Source organism: Variovorax sp. GW821-FHT09A10 (assembly GCF_059418385.1).
Genome location: NZ_JBWKPT010000001.1, coordinates 940,223 through 956,717 on the forward strand (window position 1 = coordinate 940,223; position 16,495 = coordinate 956,717).

At 70.7% G+C, this 16,495-nt stretch carries 14 protein-coding genes; 7 read left to right on the top strand and 7 right to left on the bottom strand.

Annotation, left to right across the window (positions count from 1 at the left end):
• The first annotated feature begins 42 nt into the window (after positions 1–42).
• The gene (gene trhA / locus AC07Q9_RS04475; protein ID WP_487847783.1) at positions 43–750 is read left to right on the top strand and encodes a PAQR family membrane homeostasis protein TrhA; all 708 of its coding nucleotides are present in this window, start codon (positions 43–45) and stop codon (positions 748–750) included.
• Positions 751–760: 10 nt separating this feature from the next.
• Here trhA and AC07Q9_RS04480 read toward each other — a convergent pair whose 3' ends face one another.
• From AC07Q9_RS04480 to AC07Q9_RS04490, 3 genes are all read right to left on the bottom strand, one after another.
• Entirely contained in the window at positions 761–985 is a 225-nt protein-coding gene (locus AC07Q9_RS04480; RefSeq protein WP_062469081.1) for a SlyX family protein, read from the bottom strand.
• 77 nt (positions 986–1,062) lie between these two features.
• A complete protein-coding gene (locus AC07Q9_RS04485; RefSeq protein ID WP_495307638.1) occupies positions 1,063–2,964 on the bottom strand; it encodes a bifunctional metallophosphatase/5'-nucleotidase in 1,902 nt (633 codons plus the stop codon).
• Between the two features lie 156 nt (positions 2,965–3,120).
• Positions 3,121–4,644, bottom strand: coding sequence for an MFS transporter (locus AC07Q9_RS04490; RefSeq protein WP_495307640.1), 1,524 nt, complete (start codon positions 4,642–4,644; stop codon positions 3,121–3,123).
• A gap of 125 nt (positions 4,645–4,769) precedes the next feature.
• On the opposite strand from AC07Q9_RS04490, the gene AC07Q9_RS04495 reads away from it, so the two are divergent.
• Complete coding sequence (locus AC07Q9_RS04495; RefSeq protein ID WP_495308219.1) at positions 4,770–5,690, top strand: LysR family transcriptional regulator; 921 nt, start codon at positions 4,770–4,772, stop codon at positions 5,688–5,690.
• A 22-nt stretch (positions 5,691–5,712) separates the two neighbouring features.
• Here the strand turns inward: AC07Q9_RS04495 and AC07Q9_RS04500 are convergent, their stop codons facing one another.
• The 3 genes from AC07Q9_RS04500 to selD form a co-directional block, all read right to left on the bottom strand.
• Positions 5,713–7,197: an AAA family ATPase gene (locus AC07Q9_RS04500; protein ID WP_495307642.1), complete on the bottom strand. Its 1,485-nt coding sequence runs from the start codon at positions 7,195–7,197 to the stop codon at positions 5,713–5,715.
• Between the two features lie 106 nt (positions 7,198–7,303).
• Entirely contained in the window at positions 7,304–9,820 is a 2,517-nt protein-coding gene (locus AC07Q9_RS04505; protein WP_495307644.1) for an ABC transporter permease, read from the bottom strand.
• A gap of 200 nt (positions 9,821–10,020) precedes the next feature.
• Positions 10,021–11,100 carry a selenide, water dikinase SelD gene (gene selD, locus AC07Q9_RS04510; RefSeq protein WP_495307646.1) on the bottom strand — a complete coding sequence of 360 codons (1,080 nt, stop codon included), beginning with the start codon at positions 11,098–11,100 and terminating at the stop codon, positions 10,021–10,023.
• A gap of 111 nt (positions 11,101–11,211) precedes the next feature.
• Between selD and AC07Q9_RS04515 the strand changes: the two genes are divergently transcribed.
• The 5 genes from AC07Q9_RS04515 to mnmH are packed head-to-tail and all read left to right on the top strand — an operon-like array spanning position 11,212 to position 15,637.
• The gene (locus tag AC07Q9_RS04515) at positions 11,212–12,075 is read left to right on the top strand and encodes a putative selenate ABC transporter substrate-binding protein (protein WP_062469048.1); all 864 of its coding nucleotides are present in this window, start codon (positions 11,212–11,214) and stop codon (positions 12,073–12,075) included.
• Positions 12,076–12,088: 13 nt separating this feature from the next.
• On the top strand, positions 12,089–12,907 hold the full coding sequence (locus tag AC07Q9_RS04520; RefSeq protein WP_495307648.1) for a phosphonate ABC transporter ATP-binding protein: 819 nt from the start codon (positions 12,089–12,091) through the stop codon (positions 12,905–12,907).
• A complete protein-coding gene (locus AC07Q9_RS04525) occupies positions 12,904–13,740 on the top strand; it encodes a PhnE/PtxC family ABC transporter permease (RefSeq protein WP_495307650.1) in 837 nt (278 codons plus the stop codon). The genes AC07Q9_RS04520 and AC07Q9_RS04525 overlap by 4 nt, the downstream gene beginning before the upstream one ends.
• Positions 13,737–14,534, top strand: coding sequence for a phosphonate ABC transporter, permease protein PhnE (phnE, locus tag AC07Q9_RS04530; RefSeq protein ID WP_495266229.1), 798 nt, complete (start codon positions 13,737–13,739; stop codon positions 14,532–14,534). The genes AC07Q9_RS04525 and phnE overlap by 4 nt, the downstream gene beginning before the upstream one ends.
• Positions 14,535–14,569: 35 nt before the next feature.
• On the top strand, positions 14,570–15,637 hold the full coding sequence (gene mnmH / locus AC07Q9_RS04535; protein ID WP_139700243.1) for a tRNA 2-selenouridine(34) synthase MnmH: 1,068 nt from the start codon (positions 14,570–14,572) through the stop codon (positions 15,635–15,637).
• Here mnmH and fdhD read toward each other — a convergent pair.
• The gene (fdhD, locus tag AC07Q9_RS04540; RefSeq protein ID WP_495307652.1) at positions 15,574–16,479 is read right to left on the bottom strand and encodes a formate dehydrogenase accessory sulfurtransferase FdhD; all 906 of its coding nucleotides are present in this window, start codon (positions 16,477–16,479) and stop codon (positions 15,574–15,576) included. The two genes, mnmH and fdhD, sit on opposite strands and share 64 nt — an antisense overlap.
• Positions 16,480–16,495 lie beyond the last annotated feature (16 nt).

Sequence of the window (16,495 nt, forward strand, 5' to 3'; positions counted from 1 at the left end):
TTTTTTGCGGAACCAACACCGATCCCGGAGGCTCTGTTCCTGATGACGAATAGCCCGCCGCTGCAGCTGCAGCCCGCCCGTTCCACCGATCTGCAGAAAAAGCAGGCGTCCGCCGCGCGCGACCAGACCGCGATGGAAGAGCTCTTCAACGCCCTGAGCCACGGCCTGGGCCTGCTGCTGGCGATCGCCTCGCTGCCGATCCTGGTCTACAGCGCCGCCCAGAAGGGCCAGGCCGCGGCCGTGGTGGGCGCCTCGCTCTTCGCGGGCACGGCCATCGTGCTGTACCTGATCTCCACGCTGTACCACGCGCTGCCCATCGGCCGCGCCAAGGCCTGGTTCAACCGGCTCGACCACGCGGCCATCTACCTGTTCATTGCGGGCAGCTACATGCCCTTCCTGTTCGGCGTGCTGCGCGGCCCCTGGGGCTGGACGCTGTTCGGCGCCATCACCGCCGCGGCTGTCCTGGGCGTGGGCGCCAAGCTGTTCAACCGCCTGCAGCACCCGCTGTGGTCCACTGGCCTGTACGTGGCGATGGGCTGGATGGCGCTGATGGCGGCGGTGCCGCTGTACGAGCGCATGTCATCGGCGGGGCTGGCCTGGCTCGTGGCCGGCGGGCTGTTCTACACGGCCGGGGCCGTGGTGTTCCTGTTCGACAACAAGGTGCGCTACGCGCATTCGGTGTGGCACCTGTTCGTGCTCGGGGGCAGCACCTGCCATTTCTTCGCCGTGCTCTGGCACGCGCACGGCTGAGCGATCTTCCTCAATAGTGGGGTGGGAGTTCGTCGCGCAGGTTGCGTGCGCCCCCATCCTGCCCTGCGTTCTGGCTTTGCAGCCGCAGCTGCGCGACCTGCAGGATCAGGCTGTCGATCTGCTGCTGTTGCCGGTAGATCGTCATGTTCAGCTGCTCGAGCAGGTCTTCGGCATAGCTCGACTTGATCTCGAGGTCGTTCAGGCGCTCTGTCACGTCGTTCGGTGAATGTTCCATGCCGCTATTGGACAGGAAGATCCACCGACTTTCCGTGCGACGACACCCTGCCCGACGCCTGCGCATGCGTCCTGGCCTCAAGGCGCCTTGTACGACTTGGTGCTGTACAGCTCGACCGGCAGCTTCTGCAACAGCGACAGGCCCGAGCCCACATCCTTGGGCTTGGACTCGATGTAGTTGAAGAACACATCGGCATCGAGCACGCCGATGTCCAGGCGCCGCGCCGCGGGCACGGCGGCCAGCGTCTTGTAGCCGTCGCCGCCGCTGGCGTTGAAGCTCAGCACGAACAGCTTGTAGGTCTTGTCCAGGTCGAGCGGGCCCCACACGCCGGTGCCGGGCGCGCGCACCTCGATGTTGCTGGCGCGCTGGCCGTTGGCCTGCGTGGCGTCGACGTCGAAGCGCAGGCCGCCGGTGTAGGGGTACGGGCCGGTGGAGCCGCCCGGGCCGTACACGGCCTGCAGGCCGTCTTCGAGCATGCCCTTGACCTCGCGGCCAGTGACGTCGAGGCGGAACAGCATGTTGCCGAAGGGCAGCACCTGGATCACGCTCGCCGCGGTGACGTTGCCCGGCACCAGCGGAATGCGCGCGCCACCGCCGCTTTGCAGCGAGATGTCGGCGCCGCCGTACTTGCTGTGGCCGATCTCCAGGTAGGCCTGCGCCGCCATCTGCTGGATGTCGCCGCCGCGCAGGCTCACGCTGCCCAGCGCGTTGCACGAGACGCTGGAGCGCGAGTAGTCGACGGTGCCCGTGCCGCCGGGCACGCGGCGCGAGCACAGCTCTTCGGTCACGGTGGCCACCAGCGTGGTGTTGAACACCGCCACCTTGTCCTTGAAGGGCTGCAGCACGGCGGTGGCCGTGGGGTCGGGCGTGGTCACGCGCAGGAAGCCGCTGGCCGCCACGTCGGCCAGGAGGGCGCTGCGCTGGTTGGCATCGACGGCCTTGCCGCCGACGCGGAAGTCGTCGCCGATCAACACGTGCGGCGTGCCGCTGCAGGCCGTGACGTCGCCCTTCTCATCGAAGCTCACCTTCAGCTCGCCGACCACCTGGCTGTACTCCCAGGCGTGGACCAGGCAGACCTTCTTGCCGTCCTTGTCGGTCAGGGCCGTGGGGTAGGCGCCGGCCGGCGAGCCCACGCCGTAGCGGGTGAGCGCGTCGGGGCCGATGAGCGTGTGCGAATCACCGCCCACCACGACATCGACGCCGCTCAGGCGCGACGCGACCTGCTTGTCGTATTCGTAGCCGATATGGCTCATGACGACGATCTTGTTCACGCCCTGGGCGCGCAACAGGTCGATCTCGCGCTGGGCGGCGACGGTTTCGTCCTCGAAGGTGGTGTCGGGGTCGGGGCTGGACGAGGCCTTGGTCTTGCCCGCGATGGTCAGGCCGACCAGGCCGATCTTCTCGCCGCCGCGCTCGAGCACCGTGGAGCGCTTCACGTAGCCGGGCGCCTTCGACGGATGCAGCGCTGATTGGGCGCCGAAGTTCACGTTGGCGCTGAGCACCGGCGTCTGGCAGTTGCCCTTGCGCAGCAGGTCGAGAAAGCCCTTCAGGCCGGTGTCACCCTTGTCGAACTCGTGGTTGCCCAGCGTGAAGGCGTCGAAGCACACGGTGTTCATCAGCGCCGCATCGGCCTCGCCGTCGGCGCCCGCGCGGTTGAAGTACAGGGTGCCGGTGAGCGCGTCGCCGGCATGCAGCTTCAGCACGTTCGGCGACTGCGCGGCCAGCGCCTGGATCGCCGCGGTGACGCGCGGAAAGCCCGCCGCATTGACCGTGACCGCCACCGGCGCGCCGCCGCCTGCGTTGAGCTGCAGCGTCTTGTCCTTGGCTTCGAGGTTGGAGTGGTGGTCGTCGATGTGCAGGATCGTGAGGTCGATCGCCTTGCCCTGCGGCGCGGGGGCAGGCGCAGGTGCCGGCGGCGGCGCCACGGTGATCGGCGGGAACGCGACACCGCCGCCCCCACCGCCACCGCATGCGGCCATCACGCACGCTGCAATCACCGTGGCAGCTGCTCCCACGACCCGTCGACTGTTGTTCATCACCATCTCGCACTCCGCTCCTGTTGATCGAGCGGGGATGCTGGCAACGGCGCATGACGTGTCCATGAAAGCACCTCATCGGGTGCGGGGTGAGGCGACTCAGGCGTTCTGGCCCAGCGTTTCAGCGTGGCCTCGCGCGGACGCATCGCCGCGCAGGAACGCAAACACCACCACCGCCGTCAACACCGTCACCCCGGCCAGCACGCACAGCAGCGTCCCGAACGCGGCGCCATACGCATGCAGCAGCGCGGCGCGGTCCATGCCCGGCAGCAAGGCCAGCGCCTGCGCCAGGTCGCCCGTCGCCACGCGCTGCGCCGCCTGCGACACCGCCACGGGCGAAGGCGACGATGACGCCTTCAGCTGCAACGCCACCAGCGCCGTGAGCCCCGCCCCCACCAGCGCCAGCGCAATGCCCTCCCCCGCGACCCGCACGGTGTTGAAGATGCCCGACGCCATGCCCGCCCGCTCGCGCGGCACCACGCTCACGGCCAGGCCGTCCATCAGCCCCCAAGGCAGGCCGATGCCCGCGCCGATCAGCAGCAGCGGGCCCACAAGGCCGTGCAAAGGCGTGCCCGGTGCGCAGCGGCTGTGCCACACAAGCCCCGCGGCGCACACGAGCAGCCCCACCGCCGAGATCACGCCCGCCGAGAAGCGGTGCGCGAGCCATGCGGCGAGCGTCGGCACCACCAGGATCGGCCCCGACAGCGCGAACATGAAGCCGCCCGCCTCCAGCGCGCTGCGCCCTTCGAGCCCGATGAAGCGGATCGGCAGCAGCACCAGCAGCACGACAAAGCCGTAGGCCGGCGCCGCGGCCAGCAGTTGCACGCCGACGAAGCGCGGAAAGCGGAACAGCGACAGGTCGAGCATCGGATGCGCCACGCGCCGCTCGATGGCGATGAAGGCCGCGCCCATGACCAGCGCGCCGGCCAGCGCCACGAGCACCCACGGGCTGCCCCAGCCGCTGTCGGGCGCCTGCAGCACGCCCAGCGTGAGCAGGCTCAGCGCGGCCGTGAAGCTGAGCGTGCCCGGCACGTCCAGCCCCCTCGCCTGCGGGTTGCGCGACTCGCGCATGCGCGGCGCGGCCAGGCCCAGCGCGACGAGGCTCACGGCGCCGGGGCTCAGCATCACGGCGTGCCAGCCGACGGTGTCGGCCAGCCAGCCCGAGAGGATCGATCCGCACGACAGCCCCACGCCGAACGAGGTACCGATGAGGCTGAACGCCCGCAGCCGCGCGGGCCCGTCGAACACCTGCGCCAGCGCCGCCGTGCCCGCCGCGAAGGCCGCCGCCGAGCCCAGCCCCTGCACGGCGCGCGCGAGGTCGAAGGCGACGATGCCCGGCGCCAGCGTCAGCAGCGCGCTGCTCAGCGCCACCACCGCCAGGCCCAGCAGGAAGACGCGCTTGCGCCCGTACGCATCGGCCAGCGCACCAGCCGCCATCAGCGTGGCACCGAAGCTCAGCATGAAGGCGTTGGTCACCCAGTTGAGTTGCACCGGCGTGCCGCCCAGCGCGTCGCGGATCGCGGGCAGCACCACGGCCGGGCCGGTGAAGCTCAGCGGCATGCCGAGCGCGGCCAGGCAGACGGCGGCGAGCAGCCAGGCCTTGTGGGAATCGGGGGAAGACATCGGGAGGGCTTTCACGCGGGAGAAGGAAAAGGGAAATGCGTGAAGCGAAGATAAAAAGGATTCAATGAAACGAAAATGGGCCCTCAGCTCCTCACACTGCCAACCCAAGGTTGCCAGTCAAGCCCATGGACAGCTTCAGCGGACTCGAATCCTTCGTGCGGGCGGCCGACCTGCAGAGCTTTGCGCGCGCGGGCCGCGACCTGGGCATCTCGGCCTCGGCCGTGGGCAAGAACGTGGCGCGGCTCGAGGCGCAGGTGGGCGTGCGGCTGTTCCACCGCACCACGCGGCAGGTGCGGCTGACGGCCGAGGGCACGATGTTCCACGAGCGCTGCCGCCGCATCCTCGACGAGCTCGGCGATGCGCGCGCCATGCTGCAGGACGCCGTCGCCACGCCGCGCGGCCGCCTGCGCGTGAGCCTGCCGACCATCGGCTACCGCTTTCTGCTGCCGATCCTTCCCGCATTCAAGGCGCGCTTTCCCGAGATCGAACTCGACCTCGACTTCAACGACCGGCTGGTCGACGTGGTGGCCGAAGGTGTCGACGTGGCCATCCGCAGTGGCGAGCTGGTCGATTCGCAGCTCGTGGCGCGCCGCCTCGGCCCGTTCAGCTTCGTGCTCGCGGCCTCGCCGGCCTACCTGACACGGCACGGCGTGCCGCAGGTGCCGGCCGACCTCGCCCGCCACAGCTGCCTGCGCTACAAGTTCGTGACCGGCGGAAGGATCGAGGACTGGGACCTGCCCGGCCTGCCGCCCCAGCTGCCGCCGGGCCTGGTCTGCAACAACATGGAAGCCATGCTGGGCGCCGCCGTCGCAGGCCTGGGCATTGCGTACATGCCCGACTTCCTGGCGCGCGACGCGCTGCGCCGCGGCGACCTGCAGCGCGTGCTGGCCGCGCACGTCGTGCGGCAGGGACAGTTCTCGGCGCTGTGGCCGTCGAGCCGGCAGTTGTCGCCGAAGGTGCGGGCGTTTGTGGACTTCGCGAGTGAACACATGTTCACTGCGACCGCCGACGAGGAAGAGAAAGACAACCGCCCGCCGCGCCGCTGAACGGCGGGCGGGGGCGGATGCGTCAGGCCGCGACCGCGAGGGCGGGCGCTTCGACCGGCTGCGGGGCTGGCGCAGCCGCCACGGGGGCCGGCTGCGGTTGCACCGGCGCAGCCGTGCGGCCCCACAGCGCCGTCAGCGCGTCCAGCGGGAACAGCGTGCGCGCATCTTCCGGCGTTGCCGCGCGCACCGTGGTGCCCGCCACGTCGTCTATGTGGGCCGCGCGCACGGCGTCGGGCCGGTGCGCCGGCACCATGAACGGCGAGTGCGTGGTGTAGAGGATCTGGTGGCCGAAGTCGTTCTCCAGGTGCGCGAGCAGGTCGGCCTGCGAGCGCGCGTGCAGGTGCAGCCCGGGCTCGTCGAGCAGCAGCACGACGTCACCGGCGGCCACGCCCCGGGTGCCGGCGAAGAACGCGATGTAGAACGAGAAGAACCACTGGAAGCCGCGGCTGCGCTCGTCGAGGTTCACTTCGACCTCGTAGGCGCCGTTCGGGTCCGACACCAGCGTCTCCAGGTGCTGCCCATCGAGATTGAAACGGATCTTGAGCGGGCGGTCCTTCCACAGCCGGCGGATCTCGGCGGTCACGACGGCACCCGCCCGGTTCACCAACTGATTGCGCGTCGCCAGGTCGTTCTTCGCCAGCAGGTCCTGCAGCTGCTGCGGGTCGAGCCCCGCCACCTGGCACAGCTTCTCGAAATTGCGCTCGCCCGCCGTGCGCTCGCCCCAGCCCTTGCGCGTGAGGTATTCGGCGATGTTCTGGCGGCCGGGCAGCGAGGCGTAGTCCTCGACGTAGATGAAGCGCGGCAGTTTCTCCAGCACCCAGGCGCGGGCGCGGGCCAGCGCGGGCTGGTCGTTGTCGATCGTGCGTGCCAGCTCCTCGAGCTCGGTCAGCATCTGCGCCTGCTTGTCGGCGATCTCGGCGCCGGCGGTGGCCAGTGCCTGGCGCAGCGCCTGCAGCGCCAGCAACGCGCCGGCCGACCACTTGACGAAGTCGGGGCTCGGGATCATGGCGGCGTCGAAGGCGTCGGCCTCCTGTTCGAGCGACGCCTTCAACTCGTCGGCGACCTTCTCGGCCGCAGCCTTCACGGCGGGCACGATCTTGCGCACCTTGGCCTTGATGTCGCTCACGTCGATCGACAGCGGGCCCAGACCCTCGAAGCCGGTCGTGCGCGTGGCGCCGTAGCCGCGGCCGGCCGTGACCTGGCGCACGCCGGCCGCGCGCGGCAGGATGGCGGCGAGCGCCAGCTGTTCGGAGGCATCGAGGTCCCAGCGCGTGTGCACGACGGGGGTGTCGTCGGTGCATTCGTCCAGGCGGCGGTGCCGGGGGAAGTCCTTGATGGGGCTGAGTGCCGTGAGCCCGTCGGTCGGGTTCAGGCTGTGCAACGCGCGCAGCAGGTTCGACTTGCCGCTGTCATTTCGGCCGAGGATCGCTGTGATCTGGGAGGAATCGATGGAGCCGCTGTCGTGGATCGAGCGATAGTTGGTGATCTGGAATGACGCCAAGCGCATGCAGGAATTTCTCTTCTGAATTGAATACGGGGCCGGGGAATGTATTGCATCCCCGGCCCCGTCCTGCCGATCGCGAAAGAAAAAAACTGTACGGGCCTGCGCGGCCCTACTCGGCCGCGCGGCGCAGCGTGTCGACCACCGGCCGGCGCAGCACATCGCGCAGGCCCCACCACCCCGCCGCCAGCGCGAGCACCGCACCGGCCAGCGCGCCCGCCACCGGCACGAGCGGCGACGCGGTCCAGGTGAACTCGAACACGTAGCGCGCCAGCCCCCAGCCGATCACCGAGGCCACGATGCTCGCCAGGAAGCCCGCCAGCAGGCCGACGCCGACCAGCTCGGCGCGCTGCACCTGCCGCAGCAGGCTGGCGCGTGCGCCCACGGCGCGCATCACGGCGAACTCGCGCGCACGCTCTTCGCGCGTGGCGGTGACGGCGGCGAACAGCACCACCAGCCCGGCCGCCAGCGTGAAGCCGAACAAGAATTCGACCGCGCGCACCACCTGGTCGAGCACGCGCTGCACCTGGTTGATGGTGGCGCTCATGTCGACGTTGGTCACGTTGGGAAAGCTGCGCACCAGCGCGTTGTCGAAGCCGCGCGTCTCGGGCGCGCGGAAGGCGCCCATGTAGGTCACGGGCACGTCGGCCAGCGAGGCCACGGTGTACATCACGAAGAAGTTGGCGTGCAGCGAGCCCCAGTCGACCTTGCGCAGCGAGGTGATGCGCGCGTCGTTCTGCATGCCGCCGATGTCGAAGCGCAGGGTGTCGCCCAGCTTCAGGCCCAGCGTCTGGGCCAGGCCTTCTTCCACGCTCACCTCGTTCTTCGCCTCGGGCGTCCAGGCGCCGGCGGTGACGCTGTTGTGCGCGGGCGCCTCGGTGCTGTTGCTCAGGTTGAACTCGCGGTCCACCAGGCGCTTGGCGCGGTCCTCGGTGTAGTCGTCGGGCGTCACGGGCTTGTCGTTGATCGCCACCAGCCGGCCGCGGATCATCGGGTACCAGTCGAACTTGGCGACGCCCGCGTCGCGCAGCGTCTTCTGGAACGCGTCGCTCTGCTCGGGCATCACGTTGATGACGAAGCGGTTGGGCGCGTCGGGCGGCGTGGCCTTGCGCCAGCTCGCCACGAGGTCGGTGCGCAACAGCACGAGCAGCACCAGCGCCAGCAGGCCCACGGCGAGCGCGCTGACCTGCACCACGGCGTAGGCCGGCCGCGCCGAGATCTGCCGCGTGGCCAACACCAGCCAGCGCGGCGCGGTGGTCTCGTTGACGCTGCGGCGCAGCACCTTCACGGCCAACCAACTCAGCAGCGCGAACACGGCCACGGCACCGGCAAAGCCGCCGACTGCGATCAGGCCCAGCTTGATGTCGCTGCTGGCCGCCATCAGCAGCGCCGCAAAGCCTGCCACGCCGATGCCGAGCACGGCGAGCGACGCGGGCTTGAGCCCGCCCACGTCGCGACGGATCACGCGCAGCGGCGGCACGCGCGCCAGTTGCAGCACCGGCGGCAGGCCGAAGGCGAACAGCAGCGTGAGCCCCATGCCCAGGCCAAAGGCCACGGGCCACAGCGTGGCGGCGGGCAAGGCGGTCTCGACCAGCCCGGCCAGCAGCAGCACGAACACATAGTGCACGGCAAAGCCGATGGCCACGCCGATCGCGCTGGCCACGGTGCCGATCACGGCGAACTCGAAGGCGTAGGCCGCGGCGATGGTGCGCTGGCTCTGGCCCAGCACGCGCAGCATGGCGCAGTCGTCCAGGTGGCTGGCCGCAAAGCCGCGCGCGGCCAGCGCCACGGCCACGGCCGACAGCAGCGCCGCGAGCAGCGCAACGAGGCTCAGGAATTTCTCGGCGCGGTCCAGCGTCTGGCGCATCTCGGGCCGGCCGCCCTCGAAGGAGTCGAGCCGCACGCCGCGCAATTCGCCCTTCTTGATGGTGGCGTCGGCCCATTCGGTGAAACGCTTCACGGCGGCATCGTCGCCCGCCACGGCGTAGCGGTAGCCCACGCGGCTGGCCGGCTGCACGAGGCCGGTGCGCGCCACGTCGGCCTGGTTGAGCATCACGCGCGGCGAAAAACTCATGAAGCCCGCGCCCCGGTCGGGCTCGAGCGTGATCACGCGGCCCACGCGCAGGCCGGTGTCGCCCAGCAGCAGCGTGTCGCCGACCTTCAGGCCCAGCGAGTCGAGCAGCGAGGCATCGACCCAGACCTCGCCCGACGCCGGCACGTCGCGCGTCACCGCGCCCGCACCCTCGGCCGTGGTGGCCGTCTGCAGGTTGCCGCGCAACGGGTAGCCCGGCGTCACGGCCTTCAGGGCCACGAGCTTGCTGGCGCCGCCCTGGGCGTCCTCGGCCCGCGCCATGGTGGGAAAGCCGAAGGTGCCGGTGCCCGCAAGGCCCAGCGACTTCGCCTGTGCAATGAAAGTTTCGGGCGTCGGGTTGTCGCTCACGACCACCGCGTCGCCACCCAGCAGCTGGCGCGCGTCGCGCTGCAGCCCGCCCTGCAATCGGTCGGCGAAGAAGCCGACCGCCGTGAGCGCGGCCACGGCCAGCACCACTGCCACGATCAAGAGGCGCAGCTCGCCGGCGCGCAGGTCGCGCCAGAGCGTGCGCCAGCCAAGGCGAAGGGAAGCGTTCATGGCGCGAACGATAGCCGACGCCTACCGGCACCGGCGGACTCAAGGGTTATTGCCGCACCGGCCCCTTGTCTTGCTCCTTCCCCTCCCGGGGGAAGGTTGGGATGGGGGCACGCGGCGCTCGCACGACGGTTGTGCCTGATCGAACGCCGCTGGCCCCCACCCCTGCCCTCCCCCAGCGGGGGAGGGGGAAATACCGAGGGCTACGGCAACACGGCGAGGCCCGGCGCGCCAGCTTCCACGCGACCGATGACCGCCGCCTGCCCGAAGCCTTCGTTGCGGAAGATCTCCAGCACCGCCTCGGCCGCCTCGGGCGCGCAGCTCACGAGCAGGCCGCCCGAGGTCTGCGGGTCGGTCATGAGCGCCTGCGCGGTGGCCGGCAGGCCTTCGTGCAACTGCACGTCGGCGCCGTAGCCCGCCCAGTTGCGGCCCGACGCGCCGGTGACCAACCCGCCGCCGGCCATGGCGATCACGTTGTCGAGCAGCGGCACGCGCGACCACTCGACCACCGCCGCGAGCCCCGCGCCGCGCGCGAGTTCGAGCGCGTGGCCGGCCAGGCCGAAGCCGGTGACGTCGGTCAGCGCATGCACGCCGTCGAGCGCCGACAGCGCGATGCCGGGCGTGTTGAGCTTGGTCGTGTTCTCGATCAGCTGGCGGTAGCCGGCCTCGGACAGCTGCTGCTTCTTGAGCGCCGCCGACAGCACGCCCACGCCCAGCGGCTTGCCCAGCACCAGCACGTCGCCCGCCTGCGCGTCGGCATTGCGCCGCACGCGCTTGGGGTGCACCAGCCCCATCGCGACCAGCCCGTAGATGGGCTCAACCGAGTCGATGGTGTGGCCGCCCGCAATGGGAATGCCGGCCGCGCGGCACACGTCCTGCCCGCCGCGCACGATCTCGGCGATGACCTCCACCGGCAGCTGGTTGATCGGCATGGCGACCAGCGCCAGCGCCATGATCGGGCTCCCGCCCATCGCGTAGACGTCGCTGATCGCGTTGGTCGCGGCGATGCGGCCGAACTCGTAGGGGTCGTCCACGATGGGCATGAAGAAATCGGTGGTGGCGATCAGCGCCTGCTCGTCGTTGAGCCGGTAGACTGCCGCGTCGTCGGCGGTCTCGATGCCGACCATGAGCTCGGGCGGAATCAGCCCGCCCGCATGGTTCTTGAGGATCTGCGACAGCACGCCCGGCGCGATCTTGCAGCCGCAGCCGCCCCCATGCGAGAAGCTGGTGAGCCGCAGCGGCGCCAACGGATTCAGGAGCTTGGAAGGTGCGGCTTCGATCATGGCGGCAGGTCGGTCGAATGGAACAAGCCGCGATTATCGAAGCCCGCACCGCCGTCTGCCCGAGTGCCCCGACACACCCTTTTCTTTTTCCACTGAACGCGTCATCACACCATGCAAACGAAACAAACCGTGTCCCGGCTCGCGCTCGCGCTGGCCCTGTCCCTCACCGCCGTGGGCGCCTTCGCCCAGGGCGTGCTGCGCGTGTCGGCCATTCCCGACGAGGCGCCCACCGAGCTGCAGCGCAAGTTCACGCCGCTGGGCGATTACCTGAAGAAGGAAACCGGCATGGACGTGCAGTTCACGCCCGTGACCGACTACGCCGCCGTGGTCGAGGGCCTTGCCACGAACAAGATCGACCTGGCGTGGCTGGGCGGCTTCACCTTCGTGCAGGCGCGCATCCGCACCAACGGCGGCGCGGTGCCGATCGTGCAGCGCGCGGAAGACGAGGTGTTCACCAGCAAGTTCATCGTGCCGATCGACAGCCCCGCCAAGACCCTGGCCGACCTGAAGGGCAAGACCTTTGCCTTCGGCGCGCCCTCGTCCACCTCGGGCAGCCTGATGCCGCGCTACTTCCTGCTGCAGGCCGGCATCAACCCCGAGAAGGACTTCAAGACCGTCGCGTTCTCGGGCGCGCACGACGCCACCGTGGCCTTCGTGGCCGCCTCGCGCGCCGAAGCGGGCGTGCTCAACGCCTCGGTGTGGGACAAGCTGGTCGAGGCCAAGAACCCCAACGCCGCCAAGGTGCGCGTGCTGGCCACCACGCCGACCTACTACGACTACAACTGGACCGTGCGCCCCGGCCTGGACGCCGCCGTGACGAAGAAGCTGACCGACGCCTTCCTGAAGCTGGACCCGGCCAACCCCGCGCACAAGGAGATCATGGCGCTGCAGCGCGCGAGCAAGTTCATTCCCACCAAGTCGTCGAACTACGACGGCATCGAGACGGCGGGCAAGTCGGCCGGCCTCATCAAGTGAGCGGAATGCGCGGATGAGTTTTTCGCTCGACAGCGCGGGCGTGGTGCACCCCAACGGCCAGCGCGCGCTGGCCGGCGTGACGCTGGCCGCGCGCGACGGCGAGCGCATCGCCGTCATCGGGCCCTCGGGCGCGGGCAAGACCACGCTGCTGCGCGTGCTCGGTGCGGCGCTGCGGCCCGGTGAAGGCCAGGTGCAGGCGCTGGGCCAGCACCCGTGGCAGTTGTCGGCGCGTGCGCTCAAGCAGTTGCGCGCGCGCATCGGCGCCGTGCACCAGGCGCCGCCGATCGCGCCGCGCCTGCGCGTGGTCACGGCCGTGCTCGCGGGCCGGCTCGGCCAGTGGTCGACGGCGCGCGCGCTGGGTTCGCTGTTCTATCCATCCGACATCGCGGGCGCGCACGCGGCGCTGGCCCGGCTCGCGCTCGAAGACCGGCTGTTCGACCGCTGCGACCGCCTCTCGGGCGGCCAGCTGCAGCGCGTGGGCATCGCCCGCGTGCTGTACCAGCGCCCCGCACTGCTGCTGGCCGACGAGCCGGTGTCGGCGCTCGACCCCACGCTGGCGCACGCGGCCGTGGGCCAGTTGGTGGCGCAGAGCGAATCGACCGGTGCCACGCTGGTGGCGTCGCTGCACGCGGTCGACCTGGCGCTGCGCTGGTTCCCGCGCATCGTGGGCATGCGCGACGGGCAGGTGGCCTTCGACCTGCCGGCCGCCGAGGCGACGCCGGCGCTGCTCGAGGCGCTCTATGCGAGCGAAGGCGGTGTGGCGACGCAAGGGCCGGTCGCCCTCACGGCCGGCGCGGTCGAGCCGGCCTTCCATCGGCCGGACTGCCCGTGACGGCGACACTCGCCCGCCCCGCCCTGCGCGATCCGCACGCGGGCCGCCGCCTGGCCGGCTGGCTCGCGGCACTGGTTATTGCGTGGCCGGTGCTCGCGCTCTCCGAATTCAAGCCCTGGGCGCTGTTCGGCAGCGGCAACCTCGCCGTCATCGGCGGCTTTCTTGCGGGCTTCTTTCCGCCCGACAGCTCGCCGGCCTTTCTCGCGCTGCTTGCCAAGGCCACGCTCGAGACGCTGGCCATGGCCACGGCCGGCACGGCCATGGCGCTGCTGATCGGCGCGCCGCTGGGCTTCGTGACCACGCGTGCGCTGTCCATCTCGCGCATCGGGCCCGGCCCCGGCCGCATGCAGGCCGGCATCGTCCGCCAAGCAGCGCGCTGGCTGCTGATGGTGCTGCGCGCCATTCCCGAGATCGTGTGGGCGCTGCTGTTCGTGCGCGCGCTCGGGCTCGGCCCCGCGGCCGGCGTGCTGGCGCTGGCCATCACCTACGGCGGCATGCTGGGCAAGGTCTACGCCGAGATCCTCGAATCGACCGACACGCGCCCCGCGCGCGCCCTGCTCGAAAGCGGCAGCGGCCGGCTCGCGGCGCTGTGCTACGGCCTGCTGCCGCACACGGCGCAGGAGCTGGCCTCGTACACCGTGTACCGCTGGGAATGTGCGGTGCGCGCCTCGGTGGTGATGGGCTTCGTGGGCGCGGGCGGCCTCGGGCAGCTGATGGACCAGTCGATGAAGATGCTCAACGGCGGCGAGGCCAGCAGCATCCTGCTGGTGTTTCTCGCGCTCGTGCTGCTGGCCGACATGCTCAGCAACGCGCTGCGAAAGCTCCTCGCATGACGACGCTGCCGCCACGCCCTCCCCTGTGCCTGCGCTGCTGGCTCGCCGTGGCGCTGATCGCCGCGGCCGTGGTCGCGAGCTTCGTCTACCTGGGCATCGACTACGGCGCGCTGGGCTCGGCCGAATCGCTCAGGCTCATGGGCAAGTTCATCGCCGAGTTCTTCCCGCCCGACGTGTCGCCCGAGTTCCTGGCCAAGGTCGGCCACGGCGCGTTGCAGACGCTGGCGGTGTCGGCGCTGGGCACCGTGCTGGCCGCCGTGGCGGGCGCCGTGCTCGCGCTGCCGGCGTCGGGCCGCATCGGCGGGCCGCTGCGCCACGGCGCGCGCTTCGTGCTCAACTTCCTGCGCAGCGTGCCCGAACTGGTGTGGGCCGCGCTGATGGTGCTGGCCGCCGGCATCGGGCCGTTCGCGGGCGCGCTGGCGCTGTCGCTGCACACGACCGGCGTGCTCGGCCGCTTGTTCGCCGAAGCGCTGGAGAACGCGCCGCGCGAGCCCGAGCAGGCGCTGGCGCTCTCGGGCGCGGGCCCGGTCACCGCCTTCAGCTACGCCAGCCTGCCGATCGTGCTGCCGCAGTGGGTGGCCTACACGCTCTACCGCTGGGAAATGAACATCCGCATGGCGGCCGTGCTGGGCTTCGTGGGCGGCGGCGGGCTGGGCCAGCTGCTGTACTTCCACCTGTCGATCTTCCAGCAGCAGCAGGCGATGACGGTGCTGATCGCGATGTTCGTGCTGGTCACCTTTGTCGACTTGGCGAGTGCTCGCTTGCGAAAAGGCCTAGGTCCCGCCTACGCCTGAGTGGCCGACAATCGGGGCATGAGGTCCCTTCAGCCATGAGTCATCGCCAGCCCGTCCGGGTGGCGGACCGCCACGCCTTCGATTCGATCATCGACGCCCGCTCGCCCGCCGAGTTCGCGCTCGACCACATCCCCGGCGCCATCAACTGCCCCGTGCTCAACGACGAAGAGCGCCACATCGTCGGCACGGTCTACGTGCAGACCGGCGCCTTCGAGGCGCGCCGCATCGGCGGGGCCATGGTGGCGGCCAACATCGCGACGCACCTGCGCGACACGCTGGCCGACCGGCCCGAGAAGTGGAAGCCGCTGGTCTACTGCTGGCGCGGCGGCATGCGCAGCGGCTCGATGGTCACCTGGCTGCGGCTCGTGGGCTGGGACGCGCAGCAGCTCGCGGGCGGCTACAAGAGCTTTCGCCGCCACGTGATCTCGCAGCTCGATGCGCTGACGCCGCAGCTCGACCTGCGCGTGGTCTGCGGCGCCACCGGCAGCGCCAAGACGCGCGTGCTGCACGCGCTGGCCGAACGCGGCGCGCAGGTGCTCGACCTGGAAGCCTTCGCCAACCACAAGGGCTCGCTGCTCGGCGCGCTGCCGGGCGTGGCGCAGCCGTCGCAAAAGCAGTTCGAGACGCGCATCGCGACCGTGCTCGAAGCCATCGACCTCTCGCGCCCGCTGTATGTCGAGGGCGAGAGCGTGCGCATCGGACGGCTGTCGCTGCCGCTGTCGCTGGTGGCGCAGATGCGCGCCGCGCCGTGCATCGAGGTGGAAGCCACGCCCGAGGCGCGGCTGGCCTACCTGCTGCGCGACTACGCCTACCTGGGCGACGACCGCGCGGCGCTCGCCGAGAAGATGGGCGTGCTCAAGGAACTGCAGGGCAAGGAAACGGTGACGCGCTGGCAGCAGTGGGCCCACGAGGCCGACCTGCCGCACCTGTTCGCCGAGCTGATGTCGTTGCACTACGACCCGCACTACCAGAAGTCGCAGGAAACGCACTTTCGCGCGTGGGCCAAGCGCCAGCGCGTGGGAGCAACCGACCTCTCGGATCAGGGCATCGAGGCCGTGGCCGACGCGGTGCTGGCGCTCGGCGCACCGAGCCCGTTGGCGTAAAGCACGCCGCGCGGCGCGCGGCACAGCCCCCAGAAACGCAGGCCGCTGAGCTCGGCCATGCGCACGCCCATCGCGGTCGGCGCCGAGATGGTCGCCATCGCCGCGATGCCCAGGCGCGCGCACTTGCGCACCAGCTCGTGGCTGCCGCGGCTGGACATCAGCACGAAGCCTGGCTCCTGCAGCCGATTCGCACGCGCCAGCGCGCCGAGCAGCTTGTCGAGCGCGTTGTGACGGCCGACGTCTTCCATGAGGTCGGTGAGTTCGCCGTCGACCGTGGCCCAGGCCGCCGCGTGGATCGCGCCGGCTTCGGCATTGAGCACCTGGCGCGGCGGCATGGCGGCGAAGGCGCGCAACACGGTGGCCAGGTCGATGCGTTCGATCCAGTCGCGCGGCGGCACGCGCTGCGGCGACAGGTCAAGCCCCGCGAAGCTTTCGACGCCGCACACGCCGCAGCCGGTGCGGCCCGCGAGGCTGCGGCGGCGGTCCTTCAGGCGTTCGAAGCTGCGCGTGGACACTTCGAGCTGCACCTCGATGCCCGGCATGCCTTCGGGCAGGCCCGCATCGAGGGCTTCGACCGTTCGCACGTCGATGCCGCGGCAATCGGCGGCGCTGTCGAGGATGCCTTCGCTGAGTGCAAAGCCCAGCGCGAAGGCCTCGAGGTCTTGCGGCGTGGCCATCATCACCGCGTGCGAGACGCCGTTGAACACCAGCGCCACCGGCACCTCGGCGGCCAGCGTGTCGTCGCGCACCACGCCCTCGGGCGCGAGGCCGCGCTCGCCGAAGACATGCACGGCATGCCGTGCGAGGGGTGGCAGGGAGTCAGGTTCGGGGGTGTCTGTCATGGCCGCGGCCATTGTC

Excerpts from the sequence above, each read along its gene's own strand:
- fdhD (WP_495307652.1), bottom strand. The coding sequence starts at position 16,479 with ATGACAGACACCCCCGAACCTGACTCCCTGCCACCCCTCGCACGGCAT.
- mnmH (WP_139700243.1), top strand. The coding sequence starts at position 14,570 with ATGAGTCATCGCCAGCCCGTCCGGGTGGCGGACCGCCACGCCTTCGAT.
- AC07Q9_RS04520 (WP_495307648.1), top strand. The coding sequence starts at position 12,089 with ATGAGTTTTTCGCTCGACAGCGCGGGCGTGGTGCACCCCAACGGCCAG.
- AC07Q9_RS04505 (WP_495307644.1), bottom strand. The coding sequence starts at position 9,820 with ATGAACGCTTCCCTTCGCCTTGGCTGGCGCACGCTCTGGCGCGACCTG.
- AC07Q9_RS04500 (WP_495307642.1), bottom strand. The coding sequence starts at position 7,197 with ATGCGCTTGGCGTCATTCCAGATCACCAACTATCGCTCGATCCACGAC.
- selD (WP_495307646.1), bottom strand. The coding sequence starts at position 11,100 with ATGATCGAAGCCGCACCTTCCAAGCTCCTGAATCCGTTGGCGCCGCTG.
- AC07Q9_RS04485 (WP_495307638.1), bottom strand. The coding sequence starts at position 2,964 with ATGGCCGCATGCGGTGGCGGTGGGGGCGGCGGTGTCGCGTTCCCGCCG.
- AC07Q9_RS04490 (WP_495307640.1), bottom strand. The coding sequence starts at position 4,644 with ATGTCTTCCCCCGATTCCCACAAGGCCTGGCTGCTCGCCGCCGTCTGC.
- phnE (WP_495266229.1), top strand. The coding sequence starts at position 13,737 with ATGACGACGCTGCCGCCACGCCCTCCCCTGTGCCTGCGCTGCTGGCTC.
- AC07Q9_RS04480 (WP_062469081.1), bottom strand. The coding sequence starts at position 985 with ATGGAACATTCACCGAACGACGTGACAGAGCGCCTGAACGACCTCGAG.
- AC07Q9_RS04495 (WP_495308219.1), top strand. The coding sequence starts at position 4,770 with ATGGACAGCTTCAGCGGACTCGAATCCTTCGTGCGGGCGGCCGACCTG.
- AC07Q9_RS04515 (WP_062469048.1), top strand. The coding sequence starts at position 11,212 with ATGCAAACGAAACAAACCGTGTCCCGGCTCGCGCTCGCGCTGGCCCTG.
- trhA (WP_487847783.1), top strand. The coding sequence starts at position 43 with ATGACGAATAGCCCGCCGCTGCAGCTGCAGCCCGCCCGTTCCACCGAT.